Below are 15635 nucleotides of genomic sequence, written 5' to 3'. Positions count from 1 at the left end.
GCCGCACGCTGCGGACGCGGAGATCGAACGGCGGGCTGGAAGCGGATCTGCCAGCGCCGTCGTCTGAACACGCGGCATCGTGAAAGACGGGTTACGCGTGCGCTACGCGGCCTTCTTGCCGTCCCAGTAGCGCCGCTCCTCTACGTCGTCCCTGAAGTCGAACAGCATGGGGATCGGTTCGCCCTTCTTCATTCCATTATACGCTTCGACGTCGGTGGCGAGCTGGACGCAATCGCCAACGATCTGTTCGCGTCGCTGGATAAAAGCCTTCTGCATGTGCTCACGAGGCGCGTCCGACATCATCGCCCAAAAGGTGTACTGGACGCCACCACGAGTAACCCGAACCGCGTGGTTCACACGATAGCGTCGCCCCTCCCGATCGGTGGCGTATTCCTCGCGAAGAGCTCGAGACATGTCTTCGGCCAGCTTTGCCAACGGGTCGACAGGCGGCGTTTCGATCATCCGCCGCTCAACACCCCACTGGACCGCATCGCGGGCAGTTGCAGGCACGTGGCCGTGCTCCTTCTCAAAGGAGTGCCAAACCTTCTGAAGCTGCTCATTGTAGGTCATCCGCACGCTCCTTCAGAGTGACGCCGGGGCAACGCTGCCCCAGCCATCGACCACGCTCGCGCCGATCAAGAACTGCCTGATCTTCACCTTGTGGCGCGCGAGCCAGTCGTAGCGGTTCATCCGCCGCTGCAGCTGACCGACGACAATGCCGGGGTGCCGCCCCACACGCCCTGCAAAACCCACGACATCCTTCTCCGCAATGTAAGGGTATTTACGGATGTAGAATGACTCCATCTCATCCGCCGGGACGCACGCGTCTTGAGCTGCGTCGTTCGCCCTCTTCTCGGCTGGCGGCAGGTCATCCCGAGATCCGGATGCTTCGAGATCAACGTCCACCTGGCCGCCATCTAGCTCGCCGCGGCCGTCGCCATTCAGCACGTGCTCGAGCTCGTGCCGGAGAACGAACCAGAAGTTGTCGATGCGGTCATGCCTGACCGTCATCCCCACGACAGGCGACTTATTATCCAACCAAAAACAGGCGCCGTCGATGTTGGCCTTGGGCAGTGTCTCGACAATAACAAAGCGGACACCGCACTCGGACAGCAGCCGGGGAATGTGCCTGATCTCCTCAGGGTCTCGCATATACCGCGGCAGATCCGCAACCATGGCGCGCAGCTTAGAAGCGGAATAGCCAACGGTCGGCATTTCCGCAGCGATCTGACGAACCCTGAATAGCCATGCGAGCTGGACTGGCGATGTCTCTCTGTAATCCGCCTTCTTCGCCGCATGAGCGAGGTGGGGCACGGCGTCGAGGTCGTTCCGGCAGAAGAAGCGCATTACCTGCTGTTCGAGCAGTCCGATATTGGTGTCCGTCAACCAGCCGCGTTTGATCATTTCACGGATCGGGTAAGCGCTCTGCAACCTCGCACGCCGCTCTACCGCAGGGTCAGGTGCACGGGCATTCGACATCTCGAACGCCTGCTGCAAGTTGGCGAAGTAATCTGCGGATACGTCGAAAGCCTTTCCGAGCGCTTTCGCCATCTCGGGACTGATGCCACGCTTGCCCGACAGGATCAGACCCACCGCCTGCTCCGGAACGCCGAGGATGTAAGCCAAGTCGCGCTGCGACCACTCGCGCGCTTCGATCTCTTCACGCACGAACTCGCCGGGATGGGGAACATCATCAAGGCAAGCGGCAATGCTCATACTGTTTCCTTCAATGTGTATCACCAATCTCCAGAATGGTGATCACCGGGGGTTTTAAGCCTTCTGAAATTGTAAACTCGATGCGATATTGACCATTAACCCTCACCGAATGTCTTCCACTTCGGGCTCCTTGGAGCTTTTTAAAGTGCAAGCTCTTCAGGTTTCGGAGGTCGCGCTCGTCGACAGCCGCCTCAAGCTGCAATAGCTTCCGCTGCGCGGCTTTGATGACCGCGAACGGAAGCCCGAGCTTGTGAGCCTCGTCCGTGCATATTCGTTTGAGTGCTTCATCAGCGAACTCGATCCTCATGTGGAATCAGCCTAAAGCCGATCGTCAGGTACGTCAATCACCGACTGAACGCATGGCGTTCAGTCGGGTCCATCAGGCGACCACCATTGCGTCCACCAACGCCCACATCAGCACCGCTCGCGGCACTGGCACGCTGACCGACACGTAGCCGGAGTTCTGCGCGCGGCGCTGGCCATACTCCTTGATCCATGCCCGCCCGTTCATCCGCCATGCGCGCTGGAGCGCTGGGACGGGCAGCAGGTAGCAAACGCCGGTTGGCGCGTAGGCATAACAGATGAAGTCGCAGGCCAGCGGCTTCTGGACCCAGCCTGGCACGCGCCGCTGCTCGTCGCTCCACTGCTCCAGCAGGATGTCCGGCCACTCCTCCGCCCGCACCTTTTCGTCCACGGTGAAGGTCCGCCCGCACGCGAGCGTCAGCACCCGATCCACGCCGGCCCGCTGCGCCCATCCGTCTTGTCGCACCGCTACGGCCGACCGCAGCCGCGGGAAGGCGCGGCGATAGGTGTCCATCCACCAGTCGCTGTCCGCGTGCGCCTCGGACATGGCGAGGCTGTCGTGGAAGCGGTGAACGCGCGGCGAACGCGGCAAACCCGCCGCTCGCTTGTCGCGGGCGACGGGCTGCTGGTGCCGAGGCTGGTATGCTGGGGAGCTAGTCGTGGGCGATCTCCAGCTGTGCGAGAGTTGCGAGCGCCCTCATCGCTGTTTCACCCGGCGACGCCATCCACGGGGATCATCGTCCTCCTCGTCCTCATGGCGCAGGCCGTCACCATGCGCGAGGGAGGCGCCGGCCCAATCGGTCTGGTTGACGCCTTCGATGGCGGTGAAGCCCTCGCCTGTGTCATCCACGTCGCCGCCGGCTGGATCGTCATCCTCGTTGCTGATCCCGTCGTCCTCGGCAGGATCGTCTTCCTCGGCATCATCAAGTGCGGCGAGGCATGCGGCCACGTCGCGGTGTTCGGCGCTGCGGTGGTCGCGGACATAGCCTTCGTTGAAGCCGGCGAGCTCCATGTCCGGATCGCCGTCGAGCTCGTCCATGCGGTCGATCATGCGTTGGGTGAGCTGTGATAGGATCGAGCGCGGGAGCGATGGGATCGCCGACAGCATCGACTCGGGTGATGGAAGGCTGCTCGGCCGGGTCCAACGCCGGTAGCGGAAGCGTCGCCATGGCTGGGCGCGGTTGCGATCGGCGGACGCGACGAAGAAGGGCGTAGCGGCCATCACGCGGCCTCCCCCATGCGCTTGGCTTCGATCGCGGCCTTGATCGCGTCGCGACGCTCCGGCCGGCCGATGATGTGCCGCATAACAGTGGCGAGATCCGCGTCGGTGCAGTTCGACACGAACAGGTAGAGCGTCTGCCCGGCGCCAAGCGCGTAGCTGCCGCCGATCTGCTCGAAGGCGGTGAGCCAGGCGGAGGGGTGGAAGGGAGCGACGGGAGCGGTGTGCTGAGTGGCCATCGCTCATGCCTCCCCTATCAGCGAGTGGAGATCAGCCTTCAGCGCGTTCCAGTGCTCGTCCGGCGTGGTGAAGCCGTCGAAGCGCGATCGCAGCAGGTCGATCTTGAGGCAGGCCGCCGCCGCGTCGGGCGCGCGCGTCTCCACGAGCAGCACGTCCATCGCGTCATGGTAGGCGTCTACCGCCCGATCTACGCTGTCGTCGTCAGCGGTTGCATCGGCGATGCCTCGCAGGCGCTGGTACTCGGCAAGCGCTTTGTCCCAGGCGGCTCGGCTGCTGGTGTTCGGCCACTCCATCAGGCAGCCTCCCCGTTCAGTCGGCGCAGGTCGTCTTCGACGGTGCGGATCGCCTCGATGCTGTAGCTGCTGTTGTTGTTCTTATCCGAGCCAAACAGCCATTCGAGCTTCCACAGGATGGCGGACAGGTCTGGTGCCGGCGTCAGGATCGCCTCCCACGCCGCGTCGGTCCACGCGTCGCAGGCCTCGTCGCTCAGCTCGTGCAGCCGATCATAACCTGTGCGATCCCGGAGAGCGTCATCTGCTGCACGGTGATCACGGATGGCTTGCACATCGGCAATGCGCTTGGCGCGGCTCTCTGGCGTTCCGAAGCCGTCAGTGCGGATGCGCTGCTCGTGGTCATCCAGATCCAGCCCGCGGAGCACGTAATCCTGGTGCGCATAGCTCCAGAACTCGCGCTTGATCGCTTTCTCAGGCACGGGAACCGGGTTCGCCTGATAAGCGGCGGTCGCGTCAGCGGCAGGCTTGGTAGCCGCTTCATACGCGCGCTTGGCGGCGTCCTGGGCGGCCTTCGCCCGATCCCACTCGCTGCGATCGACCGCTGGCGCAGCGACTGGGATTGCGACGGCCGCCGTAGCGATGGGCGCCAGCAAGGCCGAGCCGAGCAGCGCGCGGCGGGTTGGGTTCAGCGCGTCCATCACTGCGCCTCCTGCACGGGGGCGCTAAACGCGTCGGCCACCGTGGCGCGGACTTCAGCCGACCAAGCCGTGGGGCTGCCAGAAAGGCGCCATGCTTCCTCCGCCATGTCCTCGATCATCGCCGGCAATCCGGAAAGCCGTTCGAGGTCGGGGAGCACGGCTTTCGCGCTATGCTCGACGCTGCTGTCAGAAGGGTTCGGTGCCTCGGCGCGCACCGGCCCCATGCAGGAGGCATCCGCAGCTTCGATGATCAGCAGGTAGAGCTTGAGGGCGAGGTCGTGGGAGTTGCCGGGGGCGAGGGTCGCGATCTCTTCGCTAACGACGCTCAACTCGCTGCATAGCTGGTTGCCTTCCTCGTCGGTCGTCATGCCGGACAGTGCCGCAGCGGTGACAGCCCAGCGCATGAACAGGCCAGCAAACGCCGACGACAGCAGGCGCTGCGCCGTGGATGCAATAGCGTCGGCGGAGGCGGTCAGGGATGCCAGCGCGTCCGTCTGGTCGCTATCGATGGCGCGTGTGGGGTTGGCCGGGCGCACGCCCAGCGGTAGAGTCGACATAGCCAATCACCTCTGATCAGGTGTTGCGGTTAGGAGCGGCGCGAGGTGTAGGAGCCTTGCGCCGTTCTGTTGTTCGGGGTATCCCGATTGTATGAGCGCGTCAATAGGGGATACCCCGAAAAAGCGAGGCAGGAAGCCACAGGGTGGCCGGCAGGTAGGCATCATGGTTCGCATGCCGGCTGATGAGCGAGCTGATCTCGACGCGTGGGTTGAGGAGCAACCGGACCCGAAGCCTTCACGCCCGGAAGCCATACGAACGTTGGTGAAGAAGGGGCTGAGCGGCTAACCTAGCCCCTGTCCTTCACTCAGCCAGCGAGGCCAGGAAGCTCTCCTCGATAGCGTCGTCGATCTGCGACCAGTCGATGTAGCGGTCGAACAGCGCGTCGGAGTAAGCTTCGTCACCGACCTTCCGCATGGCGGCCATGAACGCCTCCAGCGTGACGACACCAAACCCCGCTTTACCCTCGGCCGGCTCGGCTAGCTGCGCCGCATACCGCCGGCACGCCGACTGCATCGGCCGGTTCAGCTGGGGGGCAATCACGATGAAACGCCCCTCGGCATAGTCACCACGCGCGATCGTCGCCTGCAACAGCACATGCTCGCGCATCAGCTGCTGGATGGGTGCCCTCCGCAGCTCGGGCGCGGTCGGATCGAGGAACAGCCCGGTGGCCGGCATCAGCTCGGCATAACGGGACCGCAGCTCCTTGACCGGCTCCCAGCCGCTCTCGCTGTATTTGACCTCGATCGCGACGATGCCCCTGGCCCCACCCTCACGCGTATAGGTGATCGCCACGTCCCAGGCGGTGTGATCGCCGGTCAGCTCGGCGACACCGCGGCCGGGCGAGTGCTCGAACAGCACGGCGTCGGCCGTCGCGTCGGCCAGGTCCGGGCAGATCGCACGGAGCATCGCGGTTGCCAGCGTCGGATCGAGCCGCAGCGGGCCGAAGGCGTTGAACACCAGCGGCTGCGAGGACAGGAGGTTCGTCCATAGCCGCTGCTCGTCATAGTTCGACCACGGCTCGCGGTAGGTGTGCTCGCGATAGACCAGCCGCGCGATCTCGGCCGACATGAAGTTGCCGCCGGCACGCCCCGCGGTATTGCTGATGCGGGACCCGAGCAGGCGCTTGGTGCCGTCTGCGGCGGTGTGGCGGCCGATGCGCAGTTCGCGGCCGGTGCGCCAGAAAGCCTGAAGCAGCCGGACGTTGGTGCGGAAGCGGTTGTCGTGATTTTCCAGCACATGGTGCCGGCGAAGGATGGGTTCGGGGATGAGGGGCAGGTGCGTTCGTTCCAACGTCGATCTCCAATGATCCCGCCGAGATGACGGGCATGGAGGATTCACAGCAGGCTAGACGATCTTCACGACATCGCCGTACCTAACCGACATGGACGAGCCCGCCGACAGCGACCGCTTCCGCCACCTGGATGAACGGGAGCAGCGCATAGCCGCCCTGCGTCGCGATGGTCACGACGTGATTGACCGGCAGGGCCGCGCCCGCGCCGTGCTGGGCAAGGGCTCGCAATCGCGGGTGGTGGTGGGGAGCACGCCAATGCGGGCGCCTGCGCCACGCCATAGCTCCGACGTGATCACCGAGGCCGAGTTCCGCCGCATGTACGAAGCGGTGGCGACGGCCAACGTCCAGCGGATGATCCTAAACACCTTCGTGACGGTTTCGTGGTCAGTCGGCGGCGTGCGGCATGCTGGCTATGCCGGCCACCTACATGCCCGCTTTTTGGAGCTGATGCGGACCTGGGCGAACTACGAAGGCGGGCGACCCAAGCTGCCCTATGGCGGCATCTGGGTGAAGGAGGTCGGCAAGGTGCTTGGGTTGCACAGCCACTTCCTCATGCACGTCCCGGGCGAGCACTTTACATCTTTCCGCACCTGGGCACGTCGCGCAGCACACAAGCTTGCGGAAGTGCCAGCACCCGATCGGCGGCGCGTACAGCCTAAGGAGCGGCTGATCCTCTCCACGCCGCTGGGTGACAGCACGCGCGAGCAGTGGAAGGTGTTTAACTATCTGATGAAAGGCGTCGATCCGGAGGGCATCCTCAACCTTCACCAGTATGGCAACACGCATCTCTCGCTGCTTCTGGAAGAGTTCGACCGCCGGGTTGTGCCCCAAGGTGTGATCGAAGGCCCGCGGGTTGGACGAACCCGCTCGCTTGGCCCCCAAGCGCTTGCGGCTGCCGAACGGATCTGGGGCAAGGTCCATCTGTGGCCTGATGCCTACGACCTCGAAGATCTGCGCATGGGCGATCATTTTCTAACCCATGGGGAGCTCTACGCGCAGCTGAAGGTAATTAGGGAAACCGGAGGATTTTAGGCGAACTAGAGGGATCGGGTGCGGAACTGGAGGGTCGGGGCACCTAAGTTCCTCATTCTGAAGAGGGTCGGATGCTCAACTAGGCCCCAGCTGCACCACTGCCTCCGGCGGAATATAGCAGCCGCCAGCGGGGTCATCTTGGTCCGCCATCGGCCCAGCTAGGTCGAGCAGATCGTACCGGCTAACGTAGCACTCACCGCCGCGTACCTCGGCATCCAGCAAGCCAGCGCCGATGGCTTGGCGCACCGCGGCGGCGTAGGAGAACGAGAGCGCGCTCACGCGTACGCTAAAGGCAGACGTCGTAGCACCGGAAGTAAAAGGTTCCTTCTCAAACATTGGTTCTCTCGCAGCCGGAAGGGGTTGTTGCTGAAGGTGACACAGAAGCTGAAGCTCAAGGTGCAGCTGAAGGTGTTGATATAGATAGGCGGGAGGGCAGCCGGGCCGCAGGCGCATCGGCACGCGACTGCCTCAGCGTTCTAGTCGATGGGCGGGAGCGAACGCCCGGTCGCCTGTTCCAGCACGGTGCGAAGCCCAACCAGGCCGCGCTCTGGCAACCGCGCTTGGTTGTCGAAGTTCAGCGTGCCACTCTTGGGGTAGAAGGACAGCGGGCCGATCTTCAGCTGGATAGCGGACGGGCGCGCAAGCGGGATGCCGGCGCGCGTGAGCCAGTTAATCGCCTCCGTGATCCGGTCATCGTCGCCGGTCCAATGCAGATCGACCGGCAGCTGAAACCGGACATCGCGCAGGTCGATGCGTGGAGTCACGCCTCTCATACCGGCATTGCCCATTGAGGATGGTCCCACCAGTCGTAGTTCTTGGGCAGGAAGCGTTCCCATCGTAGAACGTCGATAGTGCTGACGAGAGTCGGCAGTTCTTTGGAGTAATGTTCCCTAAAGGCTTTGGCGCGAATAAGCCGACGGAGATCCATTCGCGTGATCCGCAAATAATTAGCCGCCTCAGCGAGGGTCATGTAGTTAGGGCCGTAAAGGCTGCGCTTGATTACGCGCTTTGGCCGGCTCATCAGGCGCGGCCCACCAAGCGCAGGGCGGGCCGGGCGCACTGGTAACGCGCAAGCCAGTCATGCGCGTCGGCGGTGGCGATCAACCGGCGGCGGCCGACAGTGAACGTCTTCAGCGCGCCGGATGCGATCTCTTCATAGATGCGGGTCTTACCGAGCCGCGCCCACGCGCTGAACTCGGCCACGGACATGACGGCAGGTAATAAGCGGTCGTGCATTGCTCGCCTCCTTTGTTGGCGGCGGCATATAAAGAGGGGCGGTTGCGTCGCTCAGGCGCGGCGACGGGCATGTGCCCCAGCGGTTCGGGGCGGGCACGCGGAGACGGCCCCTCAGGGGTCAGGAGGCTGCTGAGGTGTCGCGCGAGAACAGTAGCAATCACGCGATTCGCGGGATTAGTGACGGAGGGTGCGACGTTGACTCTCGACCGGTAGACTGGCCTTTTGTTCGGCATGACCGGGACCTTTGTCGCATACATCGATGAATCTGGCTGCGAGGGTGGGGATCATGGAAAGGGCGCCAGTGAGTGGTTCGGCCTTACCGCCGTAGTGACCACTCAAGCGCACGTGCCGACGCTTTCCGAGCGAATTACAGCCTTCAGAGCAGAGTATAGGAGGTCGCCCGATTGGTCTTTCAAGTTTACTTCTCTAGATCCAAAGAGGAAGATCCGGATCTGCCAAGCGCTCGCGGAAATGCCGGTTTTAATAACCAGCATCCTGGTTCACAAGCCGTCTCTTACGAATGAGAAGTTGCGCACAGATCACAAACGCCTCTATTTCTATTACGGGAAGTTCCTAGTCGAACGCATTTCTTGGATTTGCCGGGATTCTAAAAGTGCAACAAGTGAGGACAAGCGTTGTCAGCTTGTCTTCTCAAAAAGAAGCAAGTTCCCGTACGAAGAACTAGCGAAGTATATCGAAAGGCTGCCAGAAGCGGATCGCAGCTCACGTGCGGCATGGGAGCATATCGACCCTGCACTGCTGTCAGCTGTGCCTCACCATGAATCTGATGGGTGTCTGTTTGCGGATGCGGCGGCGAGTGCACTTACACTGGCAGTCGAGTCTACGGAGTTCGGCATCACCGATAACCGCCCACAGATAGAGCTCCTGAGCAGGTATTACGCGCCTGCAAAAGTTTACCGGGGAAACAGTCTGAAGCTTTTCCCCAGCGAGGCCGATAGCTTCCCGATGACAGACCCTCGCTTGGCGTGGATGCGATTCTACTTTGGTTTCTGAGTGTCCCGCCGCCCTAAGCTCTGCGCCGTCGGCAGATGCCATCACGGGGCGGCGGTGCCGGCTCTAGGTGTCTACCGACCCCTCTGGCCTGCGCGACGGTTGCAGATATGATTCGAGAAGGCTGGTCCGTCAAGCTTATCGACCATCAAGCCACCGCTATCAGCAGTGACGGGAAGCAAGTCGCCATCTCTGTCGCACGCGCTCTGCATCAGCCACGCAATGTGGTTGGCGTCTAGCGTTGCTTGGATGTAACTTGGGCCGACATGGACCTGAAGCCGATCATCGCCACCTCGGTGGGCATCGCGATCTATCGTGGCATCGTCTCGCCCTTGGTCGACCGCTATTTCCGCTGGCGGAACGGTCCGCGCGTGAGAACCGCTCGCCGAAACTGGCGAGGGATCTACGTGCCCGATCTCTCGGTAAAGCGAGGCGAGCGCATCTTCTGGCTCGCCTACCTCTCGATCATCGTGCTGGGACTCGCGATGGGCTGGACGTTGATGACGTCACCCGTGCCACTTCACCAGTAGTTGAGCAGCGCTGGCGCGGCTTGGCTGCCGGCGCCACGGCCGAACATGCCAAGCAAGCGACGCGGGGTAGTCGCCTCCAGGTAGGCCGAATATGCCTGCTGCCGGGCGAGCACGTCGCTGATCGTCGAAAGCCCGGCACCCGGATCGGGGTTGAGCATGAGGGGCGCCAGATCGTCGGCCTTCCTTACCGCCCGCTTGCCCAGGCCAAGCTTGGTAGCGTCGCGAAGGCCGCGGCCGGCAGCGATGCGCATCATGGTTGCTGCCGGCACGCCGCCGGTTAGCATGCTGGCGCCAACATCGGCCGCACCTTGGACGAGCGGGCTTTCAAGGAAGCTCTGGTCTGCGATCTGATTGCGCGCCGTGCGCGAGTTGCCGAGCACCGCGTGATCGGTCTGCTGGAGCGTGCCTTCCAACTCGCGCGTGCGGAGAAGCCGATCGGTGGCGGGGTTCTCGGGATACATCGCCCCGAGTCGATCGCGGGAGAGTGGCGAGCCGAGAGTGGCTTCCCATGGATTGCTGGCATCGCGAACCCGGCCGGCGTGGTCGACCATGGCCCCGCGGTAGCCGAGCTGCATCTGCGCTAGGTGCTCGGGCGTCTGCGCGCCGACCTGCATGCCGAGCTCGTCCGGGTGAAGCGAATAAGCATCCTGCCCACGGGCGAGCGCGTCGCGGGCCTGCATTGGTCCGGCATAGGCGGCCCGCGCAGCCGCGAAGTCAGGGTTCAGGCGATCCACCTCGTTGACGAGCTGGTTGCGCACGCCGTTCTGTGCTCGCCCTGCCTCGTCGAGCTGCAGGCGGCCGGTAAGCGGATTGCGCCGCTCCTCCAGCACGTCGTCCATGCCCCGCTTCACATAGTCGAGCGTCTGCGTCGTGTAGGCGGGGACATTGGCTGACAGGCTCGGGTCGGGTGCGGCATTGAGGCTTCGCTCGGCATCACGCAAGGCAGCGCGGGCCGCTTCTACTCGCGAGCGAGCCGCCTCCAGGCTCATGCCGGGGGAGTTGCGCGCCGCCCTATAAGCCGCCTGCGCGTCGTCCAGCGCGGCGCGCGCGTCGAGATGACGAGCGACAACCTCGTTGGGGCGCGGGTTCAGGACCGTGTTGCCGGCATCATCGAGAGCGAAGCCAAGCTCGGATGGCGACCGGCGCTCATTCGCTGCGATAGTCCGGGCACGGCCAAGCGCCTGTCGCCCGAAAGGCGTGCCGAGGACTGCGCCTAGCTCCGGCGTGTCGGGCACCGAAGCGGCATAGGCGCGGTCATAGAGCGGCGCGGAGGCGGCGCGAGCGTCGGCCATCAGATCCGCGCTGCGCTGGGGAATATTCGTGGTGGGGCCAAGGTCGCGCTCTACCGCGCCGACGAACCGGTCATATTGCCCGCGATTGCGGGGGATGAGCGAACCTTCAGCATAGGCCGACGCCGTAGGCGAGCGACGGACAGCCGCGCCGGCCAGCTCACGGAAGTTCGAGTTCGTGTCCGCCAGCGTCATGGGCACACCGAGCGCCTGCGCTTCGGTGAGGCTGGAGCGCACGTCCTGCACGCCTGCCCGGTTCAGGCTGGAGGTGAAGACCTGTTCTGCTGGGCTGAGTTGCGGGGCTGGGGAGATAGGCGCGCGACCCGCGAACATGCGGCGGGTGCCGTTCACGGCGGCAAGGCCCGGACGGGTTCGAGCGAGCGCACCGACGCCGCTGGCGACGCCCTGACCCACAAGGTTGCCAGCGCCGGCACCAGCGAGGCCGAGCCCAGCGCCTAAAAAGCGATTGTCGTTGCTCTGACCCGCACCCGACGCAGCCCCGAAAATCAGATCGCCCGTGAACGGAGCCGCCAAGCGACCGGTTAGGCCGATGCCGCGCGTAGCGGCGCCGAGGCCAGCCATGCCACCAATCGTGCCGACCGTTTGCCCGACAAGCGCAGATCCCGGGTTGGCCGCGAAAGCTGCCTGCTTGCGCGCGTTCAGATCGGCAAGGGTGCCGCCACCCAATAGGCTGGTGACTTCGTCGCTCATGCCAGCCATGCTGGCATCCACGCCCGCGATAATTCCGGTGCCCACGGGAGACGCAACAGCCCGGTTCCAGCTGGAGGTGGGAGCCTGCATGCTCTCCAGGTCGACCGAATAGCCGCCCTTGTAGCCGGGGTTCTTGCGGCGAAAGTTCAAAGCGCGATCGGCCACGCCCGGCGCGCCGATCGAGGACAGGAAGGCGCGCACGTCCTGATCGCTGGCGCCCTGCCGCATCATCGCGTTGACGCGAGCGTTCAAGCCCGCCTTCTCCGGGTTCGGAACGACCTTGAATCCACCGTCAGCGATGGTCATGCCAGCGCCGCCAGAACCGCCATCACCGTAGTAAGTCGTCGACCGCTCAACTCCACCCGGGGGGCGGCGGCCGGGGATGCCACCAACCACCGGAGGCGCATCGTTGCGACGCCGCTTGGACGGATCGAGATCGCCTTCTAGGTCGGTGCCGCCAGCGCCTTGATAAGCCCGCGTGTAGAGGTCGATGACGCGCTGGACGTTCGCCTGATATTGGGCGTCGCTCTGACTGGTGTTGAGGTTGGACAGGCTGCTGGCGAGCGCCTGGAAGTCGCTGTTGGAAAGCGGCGTCAGCGGGTTCTTGCCGCCGTTCTGCTTTGCCATGTCCATGATGCGGGTAAGCGCGCCGGCATTCTTCAGCGTCTCGGTGTCCTGGCTCACGTCAAAGGCAGGCGTGCCACCGATAGAGCTTGCGATGCCCGCGCCCACGCCCGTCGTAAACCAGCCGTCACGCGACCGTTGCTGAAGCGAGCGAGCCAGCCGGATCTTGTCCAGCGCCTCCGCGCGAACGCTGTCCATGTCCTGTTCGCCCGGCAGCTTGGCCTTCGCCGCCGCCTCAGCGAGAGCAAGCCGTCTGCGCTCTAGGTCCAAGCGCGCCTCATCATTTCGAGCCACCCGCTCAGCATTGCTGTTCGCTCGGTCCTCGCTGCGCTGCGCCCGAGCGTCGGCGCTATCCTCGCGCCTTACCTGCCGCGGATCGCGCGGGATCGTGATTGTGGAGTAGCCGGGTCCGCCCATCGAAGCCGGAGCCGACTGCTGGGACCAATCCTCTTCCCATGGCATAAGCTGACGCTGCATCATCGTGCTCCCACCGTCCCACGACGGCCGAAATAGGGGGTGCGACCGTAGCCGCGCTGCTCAACGTGGAGGTGGTCGCCTTCGTTGAGGATATAGGCCGCTGGCCCGAAGTATGAGCGAAGGGCGGCTTGGGTCGTACCGGTGTAGTCCGCCGCGTCCCCGTCCAGGTGCCGGCTGTTCGGCACGCCGCCCACAAGCCGGTTTCCCTCGACGGTGCGGCGTCCGCTGGTCATCGTGCCCGGCGCGCCCCGCGGGTCAACGAAAGCCCTGCTGGCCGGAGCCAGCACCTCCAGTCGGCGACCAGTTGTTCTGATCCTTCGGGTCGCCGCCCATGAAGCGATAGCCATTGCGCACAGTGCCGACAGGCGGCCCCACGGGCGCGGGCGGTGTCGGTGCCCCGAACCCCGTGCGCGGCATGAACGTCTTGGTCGGGTTGCCCGCCGCGTCGAAGCCATCGACCGCCATCAGCGGCGGTGCGGCCATGCTCTCCGCGCGCTGGCGGTAGAGTGCCTGGCCCTGTGGGGAGGTGGGATCAATCCCAGCAGCCCTCATATACTGCGTGAACTGGTCGTCCGGATGCTGGAGCTTCCAATTCTCGCGGGCGATCCAATCGCTGTTATCAAGGGTGCGCTTTCGTGCATCGAGATCCAGCAACGCTTTCTGGCGTCGATCCTCAGCCTGCTGTGCAAAACGGTTGCGGATGACAGCCATGGACGCGGGGTTGCCGGCGCTGGCTCCCCACTGGAGGCCGACTTCCGCCAGACCGCGCAGGAGCTTGGAGCCAAGCCCGCCCTTGTCGAAGAACTGCGGTTTGATCTGCGGGGCGGTGCCCACATCAGGGGCGCCGGACACAGGGTTCAGCGGCCCCATGCCTTCGATCGACAGAGGGGTGCGGCGCCCGAACATGCCTTCGGGCAGCCGAGGTGCGGACGGGTTGCCCCAGCGCGATCCAGGGTCGACCGGCGCGAATGTCATGCACCCATCTCCGCAGTGCAGACGACCTCGCTCAAGCCGCAATCCTGAATGTTGGCCGCCAACTCGAAAATCTCGTTAGGGACGCCGAGCAGCTTGGCGTTCGACAGGTGCTCAGTCGCGGGGCCGTGGCCCATATCGGCTGCGCGGTTCACCAGCTCGATGGCCTGCGCCATCAACAGCTCCTCCTCCCGCGGGGAAGTCGCCAGCTTGTTCGCCCGGTGCATCAGGATGCCCGCGAGATAGAGGAAGTCGCTGGGATCGCCGTGTGCGGCAGCCAGCCGGGCGGCAAACTCCGCAACGGCGAACACCTGCTCTTGGGGAAAGCTCGGATCGTTCGCCCAGCCCATCGCCAGCTGAGCAATCGCCCGCTGAGCATCTACGCGGCCAGTCGCCGCCAGCGCGACTAGCTTTGGGTCCAGCCCCTGATCGGCAGGATCTTCCTTCGCCAGCTCCGCTTCAACAGCTTGCCGGAGGAACTCGCTTGCCGCGACACCCCGTCGCCGCGCCTCTGCGTCCACTAAGGCATGCAGCCGCTGATCGGCACGGAAGCCGAGATGAGCCTGTCGGTTGGACTTGCGGTTGTTCTGCTTGCGCATGGGGAGCCTGCCTGTTCCGAAGTGAGTTGGAACGGCTGCGGCGCTAGGGCACGCTGGGCTCGTGAGATTGTTCTACACCCTGTTGGCGTGGACGCAAGTCATTAGACTGCCAGCGCGCAAATAATTCGACGATCTCGATGGACGTTCAGACCTCACAAGCTCGGAGGTAGCGTGCCAGTTCCACCATTTCCGCCGAGCGCGCACCATGCTTTAGCGCGTTGCTATTGCCCTTCGGTGCGCCGCTTCCGCGTGCGCCGCCGTGCATCCGGCACCTCTTCTTTCCCCGCACGATGGGGGATTGGCAGGGGTGCCCCGACCGGGTCTGCGCAAGGCAGCGCGGTGCATTCCGGAGACTTGCCGGCTCCGGCTGCATGGGCTTGTCCGTCATCATTTTCGATCTGCCCCCCTGCGGCGTGATGGTGAAACTCGTCAGCGACAACGGCCTGCCCGCCCTCGTGCACATGGACATGCCGGACGGTTTGCTCGCGCGGCCGATGGATCGCGGCTAGGGCCTCGATCGTCGCCCGGCTCTGTGCCTGTGCCTTCATCGCTAGACGCAGATAGCGATCAACCGCGTCTGGGTGCTTGCCCATATTCACCGACGCCTGGTTCATCAGGTCGGTGAAGGCCGCATCAAGCGTCATCGCCTGCGTTACGAGCAGATCAATTTGCGGACCGAGATTGCCGGCTCGTCCAAGGCTGCACTGCTCGGTAACGATGTCGACGGACGCCTGTATTCCGGGCTGCCCTTCAGGGAACCCCTTACCGGCCCAGCGCCCCATGGCGTACGCGTGCCGAACGTGCGGCAGCAGCGTGGTGTAGGCCATCGTCTGCTCGTCGGTCTTGCCGGGCATCCGCTGCAGCTTCAGGTGCCCAGCGTCCTGCTTCTCGCTCAT

At 64.3% G+C, this 15635-nt stretch carries 21 protein-coding genes; 3 read left to right on the top strand and 18 right to left on the bottom strand.

The features are described 5' to 3' along the window. Nucleotides 1-102: 102 nt before the first annotated feature. From BM360_RS10780 to BM360_RS10735, 10 genes are all read right to left on the bottom strand, one after another. The gene (locus BM360_RS10780; RefSeq protein ID WP_093314518.1) at nt 103-570 is read right to left on the bottom strand and encodes a hypothetical protein; all 468 of its coding nucleotides are present in this window, start codon (nt 568-570) and stop codon (nt 103-105) included. A 12-nt stretch (nt 571-582) separates the two neighbouring features. Continuing rightward, nucleotides 583-1716 (bottom strand): HigA family addiction module antitoxin, encoded by a 1134-nt coding sequence (locus BM360_RS10775; protein WP_093314516.1) that lies wholly within the window; start codon nt 1714-1716, stop codon nt 583-585. Between the two features lie 10 nt (nt 1717-1726). Beyond that, nucleotides 1727-2023, bottom strand: coding sequence for a type II toxin-antitoxin system RelE/ParE family toxin (locus BM360_RS10770; RefSeq protein WP_093314514.1), 297 nt, complete (start codon nt 2021-2023; stop codon nt 1727-1729). A gap of 72 nt (nt 2024-2095) precedes the next feature. Continuing rightward, nucleotides 2096-2566 carry a hypothetical protein gene (locus BM360_RS10765; protein WP_242653446.1) on the bottom strand — a complete coding sequence of 157 codons (471 nt, stop codon included), beginning with the start codon at nt 2564-2566 and terminating at the stop codon, nt 2096-2098. 150 nt (nt 2567-2716) lie between these two features. Beyond that, nucleotides 2717-3058 carry a hypothetical protein gene (locus BM360_RS10760; protein WP_131819250.1) on the bottom strand — a complete coding sequence of 114 codons (342 nt, stop codon included), beginning with the start codon at nt 3056-3058 and terminating at the stop codon, nt 2717-2719. A 182-nt stretch (nt 3059-3240) separates the two neighbouring features. After that, nucleotides 3241-3477, bottom strand: a complete 237-nt coding sequence (locus BM360_RS10755) for a hypothetical protein (protein ID WP_093314510.1) — start codon at nt 3475-3477, stop codon at nt 3241-3243. A 3-nt stretch (nt 3478-3480) separates the two neighbouring features. Continuing rightward, nucleotides 3481-3771, bottom strand: a complete 291-nt coding sequence (locus BM360_RS10750) for a hypothetical protein (protein ID WP_093314508.1) — start codon at nt 3769-3771, stop codon at nt 3481-3483. Further along, nucleotides 3771-4409: a hypothetical protein gene (locus BM360_RS10745; protein ID WP_093314506.1), complete on the bottom strand. Its 639-nt coding sequence runs from the start codon at nt 4407-4409 to the stop codon at nt 3771-3773. Before BM360_RS10745 ends, BM360_RS10750 begins: the two co-directional genes overlap by 1 nt. Beyond that, nucleotides 4409-4966 (bottom strand): hypothetical protein, encoded by a 558-nt coding sequence (locus tag BM360_RS10740; protein WP_093314504.1) that lies wholly within the window; start codon nt 4964-4966, stop codon nt 4409-4411. The genes BM360_RS10745 and BM360_RS10740 overlap by 1 nt, the downstream gene beginning before the upstream one ends. A 301-nt stretch (nt 4967-5267) precedes the next feature. Continuing rightward, nucleotides 5268-6257, bottom strand: coding sequence for a PGN_0703 family putative restriction endonuclease (locus BM360_RS10735; protein ID WP_131819249.1), 990 nt, complete (start codon nt 6255-6257; stop codon nt 5268-5270). Between the two features lie 91 nt (nt 6258-6348). On the opposite strand from BM360_RS10735, the gene BM360_RS10730 reads away from it, so the two are divergent. Then, a complete protein-coding gene (locus tag BM360_RS10730; protein WP_093314500.1) occupies nt 6349-7290 on the top strand; it encodes a hypothetical protein in 942 nt (313 codons plus the stop codon). 476 nt (nt 7291-7766) lie between these two features. Here the strand turns inward: BM360_RS10730 and BM360_RS10720 are convergent, their stop codons facing one another. Continuing rightward, a complete protein-coding gene (locus tag BM360_RS10720; protein WP_131819248.1) occupies nt 7767-8054 on the bottom strand; it encodes a hypothetical protein in 288 nt (95 codons plus the stop codon). Between the two features lie 256 nt (nt 8055-8310). Beyond that, the gene (locus tag BM360_RS10715; RefSeq protein WP_207544583.1) at nt 8311-8526 is read right to left on the bottom strand and encodes a MerR family transcriptional regulator; all 216 of its coding nucleotides are present in this window, start codon (nt 8524-8526) and stop codon (nt 8311-8313) included. A 231-nt stretch (nt 8527-8757) separates the two neighbouring features. On the opposite strand from BM360_RS10715, the gene BM360_RS10710 reads away from it, so the two are divergent. Both BM360_RS10710 and BM360_RS10705 read left to right on the top strand, forming a co-directional pair. Next, nucleotides 8758-9540, top strand: a complete 783-nt coding sequence (locus tag BM360_RS10710) for a DUF3800 domain-containing protein (protein ID WP_093314492.1) — start codon at nt 8758-8760, stop codon at nt 9538-9540. A 263-nt stretch (nt 9541-9803) separates the two neighbouring features. After that, the gene (locus tag BM360_RS10705) at nt 9804-10067 is read left to right on the top strand and encodes a hypothetical protein (protein ID WP_093314490.1); all 264 of its coding nucleotides are present in this window, start codon (nt 9804-9806) and stop codon (nt 10065-10067) included. Here BM360_RS10705 and BM360_RS10700 read toward each other — a convergent pair. The 6 genes from BM360_RS10700 to BM360_RS19570 all read right to left on the bottom strand — a co-directional run bounded on the left by BM360_RS10700 (nt 10058) and on the right by BM360_RS19570 (nt 15635). Beyond that, entirely contained in the window at nt 10058-13171 is a 3114-nt protein-coding gene (locus BM360_RS10700) for a hypothetical protein (protein ID WP_131819245.1), read from the bottom strand. The two genes, BM360_RS10705 and BM360_RS10700, sit on opposite strands and share 10 nt — an antisense overlap. Further along, entirely contained in the window at nt 13168-13515 is a 348-nt protein-coding gene (locus tag BM360_RS20120) for a D-Ala-D-Ala carboxypeptidase family metallohydrolase (RefSeq protein WP_423228901.1), read from the bottom strand. The genes BM360_RS10700 and BM360_RS20120 overlap by 4 nt, the downstream gene beginning before the upstream one ends. Continuing rightward, the gene (locus BM360_RS19775; RefSeq protein WP_207544581.1) at nt 13424-14143 is read right to left on the bottom strand and encodes a hypothetical protein; all 720 of its coding nucleotides are present in this window, start codon (nt 14141-14143) and stop codon (nt 13424-13426) included. Before BM360_RS19775 ends, BM360_RS20120 begins: the two co-directional genes overlap by 92 nt. After that, nucleotides 14140-14739: a hypothetical protein gene (locus tag BM360_RS10690; RefSeq protein WP_093314484.1), complete on the bottom strand. Its 600-nt coding sequence runs from the start codon at nt 14737-14739 to the stop codon at nt 14140-14142. The genes BM360_RS19775 and BM360_RS10690 overlap by 4 nt, the downstream gene beginning before the upstream one ends. Nucleotides 14740-14884: 145 nt before the next feature. Continuing rightward, the gene (locus BM360_RS20115; RefSeq protein WP_423228900.1) at nt 14885-15028 is read right to left on the bottom strand and encodes a hypothetical protein; all 144 of its coding nucleotides are present in this window, start codon (nt 15026-15028) and stop codon (nt 14885-14887) included. Next, on the bottom strand, nt 14961-15635 hold the full coding sequence (locus BM360_RS19570) for a hypothetical protein (RefSeq protein ID WP_165611278.1): 675 nt from the start codon (nt 15633-15635) through the stop codon (nt 14961-14963). Before BM360_RS19570 ends, BM360_RS20115 begins: the two co-directional genes overlap by 68 nt.

Origin of the sequence: Sphingomonas jatrophae (genome assembly GCF_900113315.1) — a bacterium.
Taxonomy (GTDB): Bacteria; Pseudomonadota; Alphaproteobacteria; order Sphingomonadales; family Sphingomonadaceae; genus Sphingomonas_P; species Sphingomonas_P jatrophae.
This window is presented reverse-complemented; position numbering and strand designations above follow the sequence as displayed.

What these genes read in the sequence shown, in the direction of transcription:
- BM360_RS10765 (WP_242653446.1), bottom strand. Translation starts at nt 2,566, where the DNA reads ATGTCCGAGGCGCACGCGGACAGCGACTGGTGGATGGACACCTATCGC.
- BM360_RS10740 (WP_093314504.1), bottom strand. Translation starts at nt 4,966, where the DNA reads ATGTCGACTCTACCGCTGGGCGTGCGCCCGGCCAACCCCACACGCGCC.
- BM360_RS10775 (WP_093314516.1), bottom strand. Translation starts at nt 1,716, where the DNA reads ATGAGCATTGCCGCTTGCCTTGATGATGTTCCCCATCCCGGCGAGTTC.
- BM360_RS10745 (WP_093314506.1), bottom strand. Translation starts at nt 4,409, where the DNA reads ATGGACGCGCTGAACCCAACCCGCCGCGCGCTGCTCGGCTCGGCCTTG.
- BM360_RS10730 (WP_093314500.1), top strand. Translation starts at nt 6,349, where the DNA reads ATGGACGAGCCCGCCGACAGCGACCGCTTCCGCCACCTGGATGAACGG.
- BM360_RS10750 (WP_093314508.1), bottom strand. Translation starts at nt 3,771, where the DNA reads ATGGAGTGGCCGAACACCAGCAGCCGAGCCGCCTGGGACAAAGCGCTT.
- BM360_RS10710 (WP_093314492.1), top strand. Translation starts at nt 8,758, where the DNA reads ATGACCGGGACCTTTGTCGCATACATCGATGAATCTGGCTGCGAGGGT.
- BM360_RS10690 (WP_093314484.1), bottom strand. Translation starts at nt 14,739, where the DNA reads ATGCGCAAGCAGAACAACCGCAAGTCCAACCGACAGGCTCATCTCGGC.
- BM360_RS10715 (WP_207544583.1), bottom strand. Translation starts at nt 8,526, where the DNA reads ATGCACGACCGCTTATTACCTGCCGTCATGTCCGTGGCCGAGTTCAGC.
- BM360_RS10755 (WP_093314510.1), bottom strand. Translation starts at nt 3,477, where the DNA reads ATGGCCACTCAGCACACCGCTCCCGTCGCTCCCTTCCACCCCTCCGCC.
- BM360_RS10705 (WP_093314490.1), top strand. Translation starts at nt 9,804, where the DNA reads ATGGACCTGAAGCCGATCATCGCCACCTCGGTGGGCATCGCGATCTAT.
- BM360_RS10760 (WP_131819250.1), bottom strand. Translation starts at nt 3,058, where the DNA reads ATGGACGAGCTCGACGGCGATCCGGACATGGAGCTCGCCGGCTTCAAC.
- BM360_RS19570 (WP_165611278.1), bottom strand. Translation starts at nt 15,635, where the DNA reads ATGAGCGAGAAGCAGGACGCTGGGCACCTGAAGCTGCAGCGGATGCCC.
- BM360_RS10780 (WP_093314518.1), bottom strand. Translation starts at nt 570, where the DNA reads ATGACCTACAATGAGCAGCTTCAGAAGGTTTGGCACTCCTTTGAGAAG.
- BM360_RS10700 (WP_131819245.1), bottom strand. Translation starts at nt 13,171, where the DNA reads ATGATGCAGCGTCAGCTTATGCCATGGGAAGAGGATTGGTCCCAGCAG.
- BM360_RS10770 (WP_093314514.1), bottom strand. Translation starts at nt 2,023, where the DNA reads ATGAGGATCGAGTTCGCTGATGAAGCACTCAAACGAATATGCACGGAC.
- BM360_RS19775 (WP_207544581.1), bottom strand. Translation starts at nt 14,143, where the DNA reads ATGACATTCGCGCCGGTCGACCCTGGATCGCGCTGGGGCAACCCGTCC.
- BM360_RS20120 (WP_423228901.1), bottom strand. Translation starts at nt 13,515, where the DNA reads ATGGCTATCGCTTCATGGGCGGCGACCCGAAGGATCAGAACAACTGGT.